Origin of the sequence: Pararhizobium sp. LjRoot235 (assembly GCF_964254145.1) — a bacterium.
In the GTDB taxonomy this organism is placed as follows: domain Bacteria; phylum Pseudomonadota; class Alphaproteobacteria; order Rhizobiales; family Rhizobiaceae; genus Pararhizobium.
In genome coordinates, this window is the sequence record NZ_CAXUSP020000001.1 from 3,274,006 (window position 1) to 3,287,425 (window position 13,420).

General features: G+C 62.3%; 16 protein-coding genes. 4 read left to right on the forward strand and 12 right to left on the reverse strand.

What is annotated here, in order from left to right; translation table 11 throughout:
• The first annotated feature begins 91 nt into the window (after positions 1-91).
• Positions 92-892, forward strand: coding sequence for an SH3 domain-containing protein (locus ACSQ2Z_RS16015; protein ID WP_436083098.1), 801 nt, complete (start codon positions 92-94; stop codon positions 890-892).
• A gap of 624 nt (positions 893-1,516) precedes the next feature.
• Positions 1,517-2,596, forward strand: a complete 1,080-nt coding sequence (locus tag ACSQ2Z_RS16020; RefSeq protein WP_436082094.1) for a DUF2336 domain-containing protein — start codon at positions 1,517-1,519, stop codon at positions 2,594-2,596.
• 9 nt (positions 2,597-2,605) lie between these two features.
• Here ACSQ2Z_RS16020 and ACSQ2Z_RS16025 read toward each other — a convergent pair whose 3' ends face one another.
• From ACSQ2Z_RS16025 to ACSQ2Z_RS16035, 3 genes are all read right to left on the reverse strand, one after another.
• Positions 2,606-2,953, reverse strand: a complete 348-nt coding sequence (locus ACSQ2Z_RS16025; RefSeq protein ID WP_436082095.1) for a DUF1491 family protein — start codon at positions 2,951-2,953, stop codon at positions 2,606-2,608.
• A 231-nt stretch (positions 2,954-3,184) separates the two neighbouring features.
• On the reverse strand, positions 3,185-4,126 hold the full coding sequence (locus tag ACSQ2Z_RS16030; RefSeq protein WP_436082096.1) for a peptidoglycan-binding domain-containing protein: 942 nt from the start codon (positions 4,124-4,126) through the stop codon (positions 3,185-3,187).
• Positions 4,098-5,675, reverse strand: a complete 1,578-nt coding sequence (locus tag ACSQ2Z_RS16035; RefSeq protein WP_436083099.1) for a sensor histidine kinase — start codon at positions 5,673-5,675, stop codon at positions 4,098-4,100. Before ACSQ2Z_RS16035 ends, ACSQ2Z_RS16030 begins: the two co-directional genes overlap by 29 nt.
• 599 nt (positions 5,676-6,274) lie before the next feature.
• Here ACSQ2Z_RS16035 and ACSQ2Z_RS16040 point away from each other — a divergent pair.
• Complete coding sequence (locus ACSQ2Z_RS16040) at positions 6,275-6,709, forward strand: DUF5330 domain-containing protein (RefSeq protein ID WP_436082097.1); 435 nt, start codon at positions 6,275-6,277, stop codon at positions 6,707-6,709.
• A gap of 120 nt (positions 6,710-6,829) precedes the next feature.
• Here the strand turns inward: ACSQ2Z_RS16040 and ACSQ2Z_RS16045 are convergent, their stop codons facing one another.
• A complete protein-coding gene (locus ACSQ2Z_RS16045) occupies positions 6,830-7,144 on the reverse strand; it encodes a type II toxin-antitoxin system YafQ family toxin (protein ID WP_436082098.1) in 315 nt (104 codons plus the stop codon).
• Positions 7,122-7,454, reverse strand: a complete 333-nt coding sequence (locus ACSQ2Z_RS16050; RefSeq protein WP_436082099.1) for a type II toxin-antitoxin system RelB/DinJ family antitoxin — start codon at positions 7,452-7,454, stop codon at positions 7,122-7,124. The genes ACSQ2Z_RS16045 and ACSQ2Z_RS16050 overlap by 23 nt, the downstream gene beginning before the upstream one ends.
• Before the next feature lie 309 nt (positions 7,455-7,763).
• Between ACSQ2Z_RS16050 and ACSQ2Z_RS16055 the strand changes: the two genes are divergently transcribed.
• Positions 7,764-8,186 (forward strand): SufE family protein, encoded by a 423-nt coding sequence (locus ACSQ2Z_RS16055; RefSeq protein ID WP_436083100.1) that lies wholly within the window; start codon positions 7,764-7,766, stop codon positions 8,184-8,186.
• Positions 8,187-8,192: 6 nt separating this feature from the next.
• On the opposite strand, the gene ACSQ2Z_RS16060 is transcribed toward ACSQ2Z_RS16055, so the two are convergent.
• From ACSQ2Z_RS16060 to ACSQ2Z_RS16090, 7 genes are all read right to left on the reverse strand, one after another.
• Entirely contained in the window at positions 8,193-9,008 is an 816-nt protein-coding gene (locus ACSQ2Z_RS16060; protein WP_436082100.1) for a DUF6456 domain-containing protein, read from the reverse strand.
• Positions 9,001-9,489, reverse strand: a complete 489-nt coding sequence (locus tag ACSQ2Z_RS16065) for a helix-turn-helix domain-containing protein (RefSeq protein WP_436082101.1) — start codon at positions 9,487-9,489, stop codon at positions 9,001-9,003. Before ACSQ2Z_RS16065 ends, ACSQ2Z_RS16060 begins: the two co-directional genes overlap by 8 nt.
• A gap of 242 nt (positions 9,490-9,731) precedes the next feature.
• Entirely contained in the window at positions 9,732-10,163 is a 432-nt protein-coding gene (locus ACSQ2Z_RS16070; protein WP_436082102.1) for a MucR family transcriptional regulator, read from the reverse strand.
• A 477-nt stretch (positions 10,164-10,640) separates the two neighbouring features.
• Complete coding sequence (mnhG, locus tag ACSQ2Z_RS16075) at positions 10,641-11,003, reverse strand: monovalent cation/H(+) antiporter subunit G (protein WP_436082103.1); 363 nt, start codon at positions 11,001-11,003, stop codon at positions 10,641-10,643.
• A complete protein-coding gene (locus ACSQ2Z_RS16080) occupies positions 11,000-11,386 on the reverse strand; it encodes a cation:proton antiporter (RefSeq protein ID WP_436082104.1) in 387 nt (128 codons plus the stop codon). The genes mnhG and ACSQ2Z_RS16080 overlap by 4 nt, the downstream gene beginning before the upstream one ends.
• Positions 11,383-11,859 carry a Na+/H+ antiporter subunit E gene (locus ACSQ2Z_RS16085; RefSeq protein WP_436082105.1) on the reverse strand — a complete coding sequence of 159 codons (477 nt, stop codon included), beginning with the start codon at positions 11,857-11,859 and terminating at the stop codon, positions 11,383-11,385. Before ACSQ2Z_RS16085 ends, ACSQ2Z_RS16080 begins: the two co-directional genes overlap by 4 nt.
• Positions 11,856-13,415 carry a Na+/H+ antiporter subunit D gene (locus ACSQ2Z_RS16090; RefSeq protein ID WP_436082106.1) on the reverse strand — a complete coding sequence of 520 codons (1,560 nt, stop codon included), beginning with the start codon at positions 13,413-13,415 and terminating at the stop codon, positions 11,856-11,858. Before ACSQ2Z_RS16090 ends, ACSQ2Z_RS16085 begins: the two co-directional genes overlap by 4 nt.
• Positions 13,416-13,420: the final 5 nt, after the last annotated feature.

The window sequence follows — 13,420 nt, forward strand, 5'->3', positions numbered from 1 at the left end:
GGTGTGTGCGAGGAATGGCGCGGCCGCGAGAGCAGACCGACGCCGCATCGATAGGGATGGATAGTTGATGACGACACATCGAAAATACGCATTGAAGGCCGCTTTTCTAGCGATAGCTGCGTTTCTGCTGCCCGCCGCTGCACACGCGGCAGCAGGCTTTGCTACCGCCAACGTCAACATGCGGTCAGGACCGAGCACGCGATATCCGGCAGTCGCCGTCATTCCCGTCGGCACGTCGGTGGAAATCCATGGCTGCCTTGCCGACATCCCCTGGTGCGACGTGTCCTTCTACTACGGTCGCGGCTGGGTCGCCGCCCGCTACGTCCAGGTAGAGTACCGGCAGAGCCGCGTCTACCTGGAGCCCGATTATTACGACACGCTCGGCATTCCGTTTGTCACCTTCGAGATCGGAAGCTATTGGGATCGCCACTACCGCAACCGCGACTTCTACAGGCAGCGGGACTATTATCGCGGCGATCGCTACTACCGGAACCGCGACTACTACCGCCGTGATACCGACGGGGATCGCTATGATCGCGATCGCCGCATACGCCGCGACTACGACAACTTCGACCGCATGCGCCGCGGCGATGACGACGGGATATTCATCGAGCGGCCCCGCCGTGATCGCGACCGTATCGAGCGCCGTGACCGCGACAGGGATCGCATCGACCGCCTGCGTCGTGACGATGGCAATATCGAGCGTCCACGCCGGGATCGGGACCGCGCCGAGCGCCGGCGCGGCGATGACGCCCGGGAATTCCGCGGCAGCCGCGAACGTGACAGGGACAGGGTTGGCCCGCGCGTGCAGCGCCGTGACACCGACAACGACCAGATCCGGAAACGGGATAGCCGCCGCCGCTGCCGGCCCGGCGACGACCGTTGCAACTGATCTGGGTTCCCGCGAACATGACGACGGGCGGCATGGTGCCGCCCGTTCTGCGTTTCAACGCAACCCTCCGGCCGACAGGCCGTGGCAGGCATCTGCGTAGAGGATGTCGCACAGTACACGACAGTTGCCGTCTCACTCCTATCGGCATCTCCTCCCTTTAGGGCAGGGGAAATCGCATTCGGACTTGCGCTTCTCCCCCTCTTCTCCCCAGCGGGGAGAAGGTGGCCCGCAGGGCCGGATGAGGGGGGCGCTGGCGCCGAGATCGCGGCCCCCCTCATCGCCTCGCATGCGCTCGGCACTTCTCCCCGCTGGGGAGAAGAGGGGAGCTTGTCGCAAGCACCTGCGCTCCAATGCCATAGCCCTGCCTTCTGGGGGATGTCTGCCGACACCGTCCTTCCCGATCGGTAAACGGAATGTTAACCACGTCGCCGTACTCTCTCCCAATCATTCAGCCATGATCGGCAGGGTCGGCATGAACTGTGCAGGTGCCAATGTTTTCAGTGCTTTAACGGTATTGACACTGGTGTCGGCCACGACGTTCGAAGCAATCCCTCCCGATTTTGCCTGAGATTTCGAGCTCCCTTCGGATAACCGGGCAGACCGCCGGTCCGAAATCGGGACAGTGTGGTGTGCGTACGAGTGGGTGTATCCGTGGCGGACCGGTTTCGTGAGTTGGAAAGGCCGCAGGCAGGACGGCTGAAGGACGTCGTCCTGATGGCGACCGTGACCGGTTTCGAGGGATTGCGCCATCCGCGCCGGTCCGACCTCAAGCAATTTGCCGAGTTGTTCGAGCCGCTGTTTGGCGCCTCCAGCGACGAGGCCCGCCGCCAGGCGGCAGCCGCTCTCTCGCAATGCCAGCACCTACCGCAATCGGTGGCGCTCGTGATCGGCAACGCGCCCATTTCCATTGCGGCGATTTTCCTCACCCGCTCGACCTCGATCAGCGACACAACGCTGTCGCAGATCATCCGCGCCCAGGGTCCGGCCCATGCCACCGCAATTGCCCGCCGCGAGAATTTGTCGGTTCACATCGTCGATGCGCTGGTCGAGCGCCGCCAGACGGCCAGTGCACCGGCAAAAGCGGTTGACATCCCTGCCGCTGCGGAAAAACGCCCGCCGGAAACCGTTGCACCGGATGCGGCGAAACGGTTGCGTGAAGAAAAATTGCGCGGCGATATCAGGGCGCTTGCCCGCGTGACCAAACAGGACCTGCCGGCCGATCCGGCCATCGAACCGCTAAGCCCGCTGCACGAGGCGCTTCTTGTGCGCTTCGCCCGCTCCGGCGAGGCCAATCTTTTCGCCGCCAGCCTTGCCGCCGCCCTGTCGACCAGCCCGGAGTTCGGTGAACGCATCCTCCTCGACATATCCGGCCAGCATCTCGCCATTGCGCTCACGGCGCTTGGCATGCGACACGCCGATACCCTCTTCGTGCTTGGCGCGCTCTATCCGGATCTTGCCGAACGCTTCGGCGGTGCCACGCGCGGCGATGCCCTCATCGCTTCGCTCACGCCAGAGACAAGCCGCGCCAGCCTTCAATCCTGGCTGCGCGCGGTGCAGGACGAAACGGCGACCAAGCCCGAACACCAGCCCTATCTTGCGCCCGAACGCGGCACAGATCCGCGCCGGACGCCTGTCGCCAAGGAAACGACCGTGCGCGACGGCGCTGTCACCCAACCGAACCGGGCCTTCGGTCGCGGACGCTGAAATCCGGCGTCAGCTTTCCCTTTCGGCGACGACATCGAACAGATCGCCGCGGCCATCGACCTCGATTTCCACCACCCAGCAATCCGGATCGAAGCGGACCTCGCGGGCAATTGCTTGATCGACAGCCTCACCATCGGCTTGCTCAAGCCGGATCTCGAACAGCCGGCCAGGTGCGCGATCATCAAAGAAACTTTGAGGTGCGGGGGCATAAAGCGTTTCGTGGCCAAGCCGCGACCGCTGCCGGATGAAAATCGCCCCGGCGTCTTCGGCGCCTTTTCGCAGTACGGCGGCATAACCCCCGAGGTTGAACACCCGGCGAAGCAGAGCGGAAACGAAGAGTTCGGATTTCAGACGCATGGCAGGCAGATACACCGACGCAGGTTGCAGCGCAAATGTCGCGACAGGTCGTGGTGAAAACATACGAAGCGGCGTGCAATGCCCCTCATCCGCCCTGTCGGGCACCTTCTCCCCGTTTAACGGGGGAGAAGGGACGAGCGGCAAGCTCCGTCATCCCCTCTCCCCGCTTGCGGGGAGAGGGCTAGGGTGAGGGGCAAAGCGAGCCGGGAATTTTCGTGACTTATACCCTCCTCAGAGCGCGCCGATTTCCTTCATCTTCTTCAGCACCTTGTCGCTCGGCTGGCCGGTTTCGGGCAGGCGGTAGTGCTTCTCGAAATGGCGGATGGCCGAGCGGGTCTGTTCGCCGGCCACGCCGTCGATCGAGACGTCGGTATAGGCAAGGTTGCTCAGGCCCTTCTGGATGTTCATCACCAGTTCGCTCGAGGCCGGGATATCGACCTTTGGAATGAACTGAGGATCGATCTCGGCATTGCGGATCGCGGCGGCAACCGGGTCGAGCTCACCCTTGCCGCCCTTGATGTTCTGATAGGGCCGATCGGCAGGCCGGGCAGCAGTCAGCGCCCTGCCCTTGGCCGGCTCCTTCTGCAAGGCGGCGAACAGCGTTTCGTTCGCAACGCCGGTTTCCGGGCGGCCGGCCTGCTTTTCGAAGCGCAGGATCGCGGCTGAGGTCTTCGGGCCGGTCTTGCCGTCAGCGGGGCCGTCATAGAGGCCACGCCGGGCCAGTTCCTTCTGGATGCCCGCCACCAGCGCCGAGCCCGTCACCGGCGTTGCTGCCGGCTGGACTTGCGCCGCTTCCGCTGCAGGTTCCGGCTTCTGCTTATCGATCGGCGCCGCCGCGGTGTCATCCTCCCGCTGGATGACGAAGGTCGTCACCTTGCGCGGCGAAGCGCCGGCCGGTTCCTCGTCCAGACCGGCGGTCTGCGGATGGGTGAACGGCAGGCGGGTGCGCAGGAGCGGCGACGGATGGGCACCCGGCTGGTACCACATCGCATTCGCCGCGACGAAACTGAACGCCACAACGAAAGCCGCAGAGCCGCCGAAAATCCCGGGATTGCGCACCGCGAGGCGACCGGCGGCGGTGAGACCGCGCGTCGCAAGGCCGAGCACTACAAGACCAGGCCCGCGCTGCGCCTTCTTTTTCCGCTCAGGCTGTTTTCGCTTGCGAGCCGTCATGGCCAGCGCCTCCAATCGTCACGTCAACTTCCGCCCGGTCCGCTTCCGCAAGCGCCCGGCCGTTCGTCGTCTTACCCGTGCGCTCCTTCAGGCGCGGCGGAAAGTCCACCATTGTCTGTCCCATGACTTCACGCTCGTCGGCGACACGGATGCCGGAGCCGTCAAGCGGAATTGTGACCGCGATCACCGTACCCTCGCCGGCACGGCTGGCCAGGTCGAACTGGCCGCCATGCAGCGCCACCAGTCCCTTGACCAGCGACAAGCCGAGGCCGGTTCCCTCATATTTGCGGGTATAGTCGTTCTGGATCTGCACGAAGGGCTCGCCGAGCGTCGCGAGCTTACTCTCGGCGATGCCGATGCCGGTGTCGCTGACGGTCAGCTTCAGGTCGCTGCCGGAAACCTCCGCGTCGATGGTGACGAGGCCGCCGCGGTCGGTGAACTTGATCGCATTGCCGACAAGGTTGATGAGGATCTGCTGGAGGGCGCGCTGGTCGGCATTGACCTCACCCACCGTGCGCATGATGCGGCTGGTCAGCTGCACGCCCTTTTCACGCGCCTGAAGGCCGAGCATCGCTTCGCAGGCATTGACCACCTCCGATACCCGGAACGGTTCCGGCATCAGTTCGTAGCGGCCCGCTTCGATCTTGCTCATGTCGAGCATGGTGTTGACGACCGACAGGAGATGGGCGCCCGACTGGTTGATCAGCGCCACATACTCCCGCTGGCGGTCGTTTTCGAGCTTGCCGAAATATTCGCCGGCAAGGATGTCGGAAAAACCGAGGATGGCATTGAGCGGCGTGCGCAGCTCGTGGCTGACGGCGGCCAGGAAACGGGTCTTGGCGTCGTTGGCGGTTTCTGCGAGCCGGGTCTTCTGCACGGCCTCGGCACGCAGGCGCGCCTCCTCGGAGACGTCGCGCGACTGGACAAGAATGGAAGAAAGTCGGTGCCGTTCATTACCGAGCGCGGTCATCTCGCAGCGCATATGGACGAACTGCTCGCCCTCGGCAAAGACATTTGGCCGCTCGAACCGGATGTCGATCGTCGCCTCGCGGCTGCCCTGACGCAATTCATCGATCGCCTGCAGCAACAGGATGCGGTCGGAAACGTGGATCTGCTCGATAAAGCCGCGCCCCAGCGGATTGCGCATCCAGGCAAGATAGCCCTCCGCATCCCGCCCGTGAATGGCGGTCACCGAGCCCCTGACATCGTGGATCGTGACGAGACCGGCGAAGCAATCGTAATGCCGCGCGCCGTTGTCGGCAGGCGCAGGCTCGGATCCGGCCGCCGGCAGGACAACCGGACGGTTGTGCACATAGGCGATACCGCCTGCCACCGTCATCAGCGCGGTAGCGGCGACGAGTGCCGCACCGACGGGCAAAGCCAGCGAAACCGGCAGCGCAGCCGACAGCGCCAGCGGCACCGAGGGGAAGGCAACAAGAGCGGTCGCGGCAACGGCGCGAACAACGGCGAGTTCACGGCTTCTCTCCGGCTCGCCGGCCACCTGACGCGGCAGCCACAGGCGTGCAGCGTCGTCCACGCGGGACGCCATCCTGCCAGCAATGTTACGCAATACGCTCACGTTTAACCCTGTACGCTCGTTTTTTCGCGGAATCCGTCATGGTTCCGTCCTTATGCGAGGCCGTCATCTCGGGCCCGAAAACGGGCTGGCCGGAAGATGACTTCACCTATCCGAATTTCGCACCGGCGGCTTAATGAAAGGATAAATCAAATTGCTGCAAACCCCGCGGAATCGCCCGAAAGTCCCATTCCGGGACAAATCGCAACGGCTTCGTCTTTTGTGGTTAATGGGGCGTAAGCAACGGATTTCAGGCGGTTTTTCCCACGACATTAACCTTTGTGGCAACACCACCCTGACCGCGACCCAGCGTTTGCGGGACAGCCGGACAGGCCCTCGCCATGATCCTTAATGGCGTCTGTTAAATTGCACGTAAAATGCAGTTCAAATGCCGATATCGACAATTTTACGAAAAGACGGTGCAAATGCGAACGGTTTTGGCAAAGGCATGTTCCGAATCCCCGCCTAAGGTGTGATGACAAGGCGCCAGGAAGCGAAACCGGCAAAGACCGGACGCCAGGCGCCGGACCAAATGCCGGACCAAAGGCCGGACCAAAGGATTGGGCAAAACAATGTGGTTTCTGATCAAGGGAACATTCTGGTTTTCGCTGGTGCTGGTGCTCTTGCCGTTCCTCGACCCGTCGAGCAGCGCGACGCTTGACAAGGGTCCGAAGGTGGATGTCGGCGACACGATGTCGGCCGCGACAGAGGCGTTCGGCTATATCGGCGCGCTCTGCGTGCAGAAGCCGGACGTCTGCGAAAAGGGCGCCGAGACCTTCGTGGCGCTCGGCCACCGGGCCCGCGAAGGCGCAAAGATCGCCTATCTCTTCCTCGACCAGCAATTCGCCGAACCAAGCGACACGGTAACAACCGGCACCATCATCGCTCCCGTCCCGGCAGCCGCCGTCACGACTGAAGAACCCGCCTCCACCGAAGCCGAGCCGCTCTTCAACAAGGTGCCTGTGCCGGAAAAGCGCCTCGATCCGAAGGCGGCGGTTGCGCAGTAAAACATAATTGAAAGCAGACAGACACCGAGCGTACGTCTTCCCGGACCTATTGGACAGCCGAACCATTGAATAGATGGCGCTGCCGTTTTCATGCCGGGGGCGGTCTTACGACCGTCCTTTTTACCGTCCGAACAGCTCAGAATGCGTGCCCAGCCTGACGAATTCGACGAAGTCGTCATCTGCATCATAGACGAGGAGAAAATCACCTCCGATATGGGCTTCCCTTGCGCCTTTCCACTCGTTACCGGAAAGCTCATGATCAGCCCACTCCGCTCCAAGCGGCTTTTTCAGAATAATCTCAGTCATCAGTTCGATGACGCGATTCATGTCCATTTTGCCGGCCTTGTTGTACCGGTCCCAGTCTTTTCGAAATTGCTTGGTATACTCAGAGGCTCTCGGAAGAGAGGCTCGTCTAGCGGCGCCTGATTTTTTCAAGTTGCTTTCTCGCAGAACTTGGAGTCGAGGCTAGTTCCTTCTTGCCATCGAGATCGGCGAAAAGCTCCTCTGGCGTCGCAAAGCGGGCCTTGCGAGCTTTCCTGATCTCACGAGCCTCTGCAAGAGCGGCACGGGTCGTTTCGTTGGGGACCTTGAGTTCAAGCGGAAAGCTCTGGCTTACGACGACACGATGGAGAAACACTCGAACGGCCTCTGAAACCGAAAGACCGAACGATCCAAGAACCGACGCAGCTTCTTCGCGGATGTCGTCATCGACCCGAACGTGAATCATTTTTGTGTTAGCAGCCATATTAGGACTCCCATGCCGTGATTAGCTACCTGTCGGCCACTCACCTCAGTGGCGATTGGTCAGCTAATGGTCAACCTATATGTATCTCAACTGCGATACAGTCAAGGCCTGGGATTGCCAGCGGCGATGATGATGGCGAGAATCACGGTAGCTCCCATTTTTTGTAGCATTTGCTTGGCCGCGACACAGACTTCGGGGACAATTTTCCGACGGCGCGACACCAACAACGCGCTGTATTGCGCAAAAACACTTCACACTCCCCGGCATCACGCCTATATGAAGGGCATGGATCAGATGAACATATCGCGGATCACGCCGCTTGCCGAGATCGTCGACAATTGCTCCTTCCTGGACGATTGGCAGGACCGGATGAGCTATGTCATCGAGCTTGGCCGCAAGCTGCCGGAGATGCCTGAGGAGAAGCGGACGGCCGAGACCAAGGTGCATGGCTGCGCCAGCCAGGTCTGGCTGGTCACCCATGCCGATGGCGCAAGCCGCGATCCGATCCTTACTTTCGAAGGCGAGTCGGACGCGCATATCGTGCGCGGCCTCGTCGCCATCGTGCTGTCGATCTTCTCCGGCAAGCCTGCCTCGGATATCCTCAAGATCGACGCGCTCGACCTGTTCGGCCGTATGGGCCTGATCGAATACCTGACTGCCCAGCGCGCCAACGGCCTGCGCTCGATGGTCAAGCGAATCAAGGACGAGGCTGCCCGGCGGCTGGCGGCCTAGGACCGGTCAGATACCGGTCACCAGGCCGCTGCCATCCGGCCGATACCCCTCCGCTCCCCAGGCATGGCTGTGCCTGCTCGCGGAACGCGGTGGCGCATAGTGACGGGCAAGCGCCATCAAGGCGGCGCGCAACATCAGTTTGGCGGAGCGCGCCGGCCATTGCCGCTCCCGCTCGACAAGCTCCAACCCCTTCTGAAAGCAGCAGACGTCGAGTGCGACGCCGCAGAGCTCCGGCCCGATCGCCTCCATCGCCTTGGCGACGCGCATCCGCGCGGCAAGCGCCGTGTCGCAGAGATCGGCCGTGCCGCCGGCACCTCCCCTGGCCTTCGACGCAAGCCGCGGCTCGTAGGCCATGGTCAGGCGCGGCTGCAATTGCGCCCGGGTGAAATCGGCATGCAGCCGCTCTCCCGCGGCAAGCGCTTCGGGGGGCAGGAAGGCCTGGCCGGATTTCTCCTTCAGCCGGGCAATGGCGCCGAGCGGTGATTCCAGCGCGTTGACCCGCACGGTCTGGCGGATGCCATCGACGGAAACGGTGCGGTTTTCAGTGTCCCGATGTTGCTCCTGAAATGCCTCTTCCGGCGCCAGCAGAGCCCGGCGCAAGAAGGCCTGCGCCTCGGAGGTGGCGCGAATGCGGTCGCCGTCGCGGACGACGAGGCCCAGGGCGCAGGCCCGCTCCAGCGCGGCTTGCGGGAAATGCCGCGGCGGCTGGCCAGCACCGGAAGAGAGCGCCACGCCCCCATGCAAGGGCGCCATGAAGACTGCCGGATGACTTGCGGCATACCGGACAAGGCGGACGATGATCTTGTGACCGGCATCACTCATGCTCGCGGCCTCCCGGCGCACCGAAGACCGAAATGACGACACGCTCGATCGAGGCGATGAAATCATCGAAGGCCGGGTCGTCGCGGCGGTCCTCGACGACATTGCAGGCATGGCTGACGGTCGTCCGGTCGCGGCCGAAAGCGTAGCCGATATCGGTGAGCGAAATCTGCAGCACCACATGGCAGACATACATGGATACCTGCCGGACATGGCAGCTGGTGCGCCGGCGGTCGCGCCTGAGCGGTACGCGCTCACCGACCAGCATCACCATCTCCGCCGTCAGCTGACGCACGACGCGGCAGCGCAGATGGACGGCGACGGGCAGGACCGGCCCCCAGGGCTCGGCAATGTTGATCGCATCGCCCAATGGCGATGGCGACGTCAACTTGATTTCCGGTGGCGGGCGCTGGCCGGCCGCCGCACGGGTGCTCGGCGGCGTAAACTGATAGGCGGAAAAGGGGACAATTTTGCCGAGGCGCATGATTTACTCCTTTGAATAGGAAATAATTCATACACCCTAGTGTGATTGCGGGGATGAAAGGAACGGCCTTTCCGCAATCAAGCGTTGTTTTTTTGATGTTTCTCGTTATTTATCCGAAAAAAATAGGTATATTTTCCTCTTGCCGCGAATCTGATGTCGGGTTCTTGCCGCTCGCGGGTGATAAAAAACCGGCCTGGTCTCGCCGGGCCGGTTTGCTGTTCAAAGTGCAGGCGGCCCTGCCCTTACTTGCCGCGACGCTTGCGGCGCTGGCCGAGACCCATTTCCTTGGCGAGGCGCGAACGCGCTTCGGCATAGGCCGGAGCCACCATCGGATAATCGGACGGCAGGTCCCACTTCTCGCGGTACTCTTCCGGCGACAGGCTATGGTGCGTCATCAGGTGGCGTTTCAGCGACTTGAAGGTGCCGCCGCATTCCAGACATGTGATCTGGTCATCCTGAACCGACTTGCGCACGGAAACGGCCGGCTTCGGCTTTTCAACGGCGACAACGACCGGAGCCGGGCTGCTGGTATTGTTCAGGGCGGCATGCACATCGCCGATCAGCGTCGAGAGTTCGGCGACCGGTACGACATGATTGCTGACATAGGCTGCAACGATCTCTGCGGTGAGTTCGACCAGAAGATCGTGGCCCGAGCCAAGCGTTAGATCCGTCATTCTTTCTTTCTCCTATCGGAATTCTTCCAACATGCACGCGACGGGAATCGCGTGCACAACCAAAACATGCGAAGAAAATGTCCGAAAACCGCGTTAAACGACTCTGATCCGAAGTTTTCCCTCGACAGAAACCGTAAAACCGCGACAAGCTCTCATATTACTCCAAATTCCGGGGTTTGAATACATCGCCAAAGCGCCGGGACATACCGGCTCCTCAAAGCAACAATCAATATTCACAACCCATGCTGGAAATTTAGAACGAATTAATATGGAAATGGACACTTTGCTTTTACTCGATTAACACTGATCGAAGAAAAGTCCAATAATAATTTGCGCGAGATCTAGCCTATTCATCTTGAAATGCGGCGAAGATCCTCACCTTGATGGAAACATTACGTTACGTCGCAAAAAGACGTAACGTCGTGTCGATGGACGAGCGGTTCTCTTCGTCCAATCTGCTGCAATTTCTTGCGGACATCAGAGCTTATCGGACTTCCGCTTTTCCAATGGTAATTGGTCGGTGACCGAAAGATTGGTGAGCTTGTATCCCGCCTGATGGGCGGCCTTGGCGAGAAGATGGGCGGAAATCGGCGCCGTCAAAACAAAAAAGGCGAATCCGGCGAGCGCTCTAAGCAGAATGGCGATATCGAGCGCATGCAGCCCCGCCGCCAGCAACAGCAGCCCGGAGCCGACGGTGCCTGCCTTCGAGGCCGCATGCATGCGCGTGTAGAGGTCCGGAAAGCGCAGAATTCCAAGCGCTGCCAGCAAGCTGAAGATCGAGCCGACCACCATGAGCACGCTGACGGCAATCGCCACGGGCATATCCGGACCGGCGCTCATCGGCGGCCTCGCTTTTTCTGGCGCCGCGCCGGTGCCAAGGCCTTGCCGCGCTTCGGTGCCGGCACCGCACGGCGGTCGGTCCCGAGGCGGCTCTCGGATTCCGGCGACAGGCCGCGGGCCAGAATGAAGCGGGCAAAGGCGACGGTGGCAAGAAAGCCGACAAGGCTCAGCGCAATGGCGATGTCGATATAGAGATTGAAGCCGCTGCGGATGGCAATAACGGCAATGAACCCGATGGCGATGGCGACCAGCATGTCTAGCCCCAGCACCCGGTCCGGCAGGGTCGGGCCACGCACGATCCGGCCCACCGTCAGCAACAGGCCGAGCGACAGGGTGACAAGCGCGAAGGTGGTCGAGAAGGAAAGGATGGCGGACGCGCTCATGCCGGAAAAGCCTCCCGGATGCGGCGTTCGAAGCCGCTGGAGATCGCCCGCCTTTCGGCCGCCGGATCATGGCAATCGAGCGCGTGCACATAGAGCATCTTTCGGTCGTCCGAGACATCGACCGACAAGGTGCCGGGCGTAAGCGTGATCAGATTGGCGAGGAGGGTGATTTCGAAATCGCGCGTGATCGTCAGCGGAAAGGCGAAAATGCCCGGCCGCAGCCGCATGTTCGGCCTGAGCACCATGACCGCGACCTTGATTGCCGACAGCGTCAGTTCCTTGAAAAACAATCCTGCCAGCAACAGCACCTTCACCGGGCGGACGCGATGCAGGCTGGCCGGCAGCCGCTCGCGCACCAGCACGAGCGACAATGCGCCGATCAGGAAGCCGAGCGCCAGATTGTGAAGGGTGAAGCTGCCGGTGACGACCGCCCAGACCAGGGTCAGCAGCACATTGACGATGAGGAACCTCATGGCGCGCTCCCGGCCGGAAAGACGGAATGGAGATAGGCGGACGGCTCGTTGAGCGTCAAGGCGGCCTTCTGGACGAGGCCGAGCAAGGTCTCTGGAAACAGTCCGACCAGGATGCTCACCGTCGTCAGGGCAATCAGCGGCAACAGCGCCGTTGCTGGCAAGGCGGCCTCCCCCGACGGTGCGCCCGCGCCGGCCGGCCGCCAGTAGGCGAGCAGGAACAGGCGCCCCGTGGCGATCGTCGTCAGAAAGCCGGTGGAAAGCAGCGCCGCCGCCAGCCACCAGGCGCCGACGTCGAGGGCCGACTTGACCAGCATCACCTTCGGCCAGAAGCCGGAAAACGGCGGCAGGCCGGAGACTGCGAAGAACAGCATCAGCGATACCGCTGAAAACAGCGTATGACGTGTATAGAGCCCACCGAGCGAGGCCAGCGAAAAGCCGCCGCCGAGACGGGCGGCAAGCCCTGCCGCCAGATAGAGCGCCGTCATCACCACCATGGAATGCAGTGCGTAGAAGACCGCACCGCCGACGCCGCCAGGGCCGCCGACGGCAATACCGGCCAGCATGGAGCCGATGCCGGCGATGACGAGGTAACCGAGCAGGCGCCGCGTGTCGGTCTGCGCCAGCGCCCCGAGCGCGCCGGTGATCATCGTCAGCGCGCCGACAAGCGCAATGACGAAGCTGAGCTCTTGCCGCTCTACCGGGAACAGCATGACGGAAACGCGGATCAGCGCGTAGATACCGACCTTGGTGAGCAGACCGGCAAACAGCGCCGAGACGACGACGCGCGGCGTATGGTAAGAGGCGGGCAGCCAGAAGTTCACCGGAAAGGCAGCGGCCTTCATGCAGAAGGCAAGACTGTAGAGCGCAACCAGCGTCGTCAGCGGCGCGGTGCCCTGCAACTCGCCGGCCTTGGCCGCGATATCGGCCATGTTGAGCGTGCCAAAAATGCCGTAGAGATAGCCGGTGGCGATCAGGAACAGCGTGGTGGCGACCAGGTTGAGGAAGCCGTATTTCACCGCCCCGTCGATCTGCGCACGCTCCGAGCCGAGCACCAGGAGCCCGAAGGACGAGATCAGCAGCACCTCGAACCAGACATAGAGGTTGAAGATGTCGCCGGTCAGGAAGGCACCGCTGACGCCGGCCATCAGGAGCATCAGAAAGGGATAGAAGCCGTAGCGGCGGCCGCTGTCGTTGATATCGGTGACGGCGGCAACGGCGCCGGCGAGCGCCACCAGGGCCGCCATGAGCGCAAACAGCGCGCCGGTCAGATCGACCGTAAAGGCGATGCCGAAGGGCGGCAGCCAACGGCCCATGACCATCGTCACCGGGCCGCTTTGAGAGACATGCCACAGGAGCGCAGCATCAAGCCCGGCCAGAACGCAAAGTGCCGCAATGGCGATCAGCGGCTGGAGAAAGGTCCGTGGCCGAACCATCATCAGCACCGCTCCGGTGCCGATGCACCAGGCGACGGGCAGGATCACCAGCCAGTCGAGCGCTGCCACCGGCTCAAGAACCAGCGCTGCGGACAGATCGGCGGGGGGCGAGGAAACGGCCATGGTTG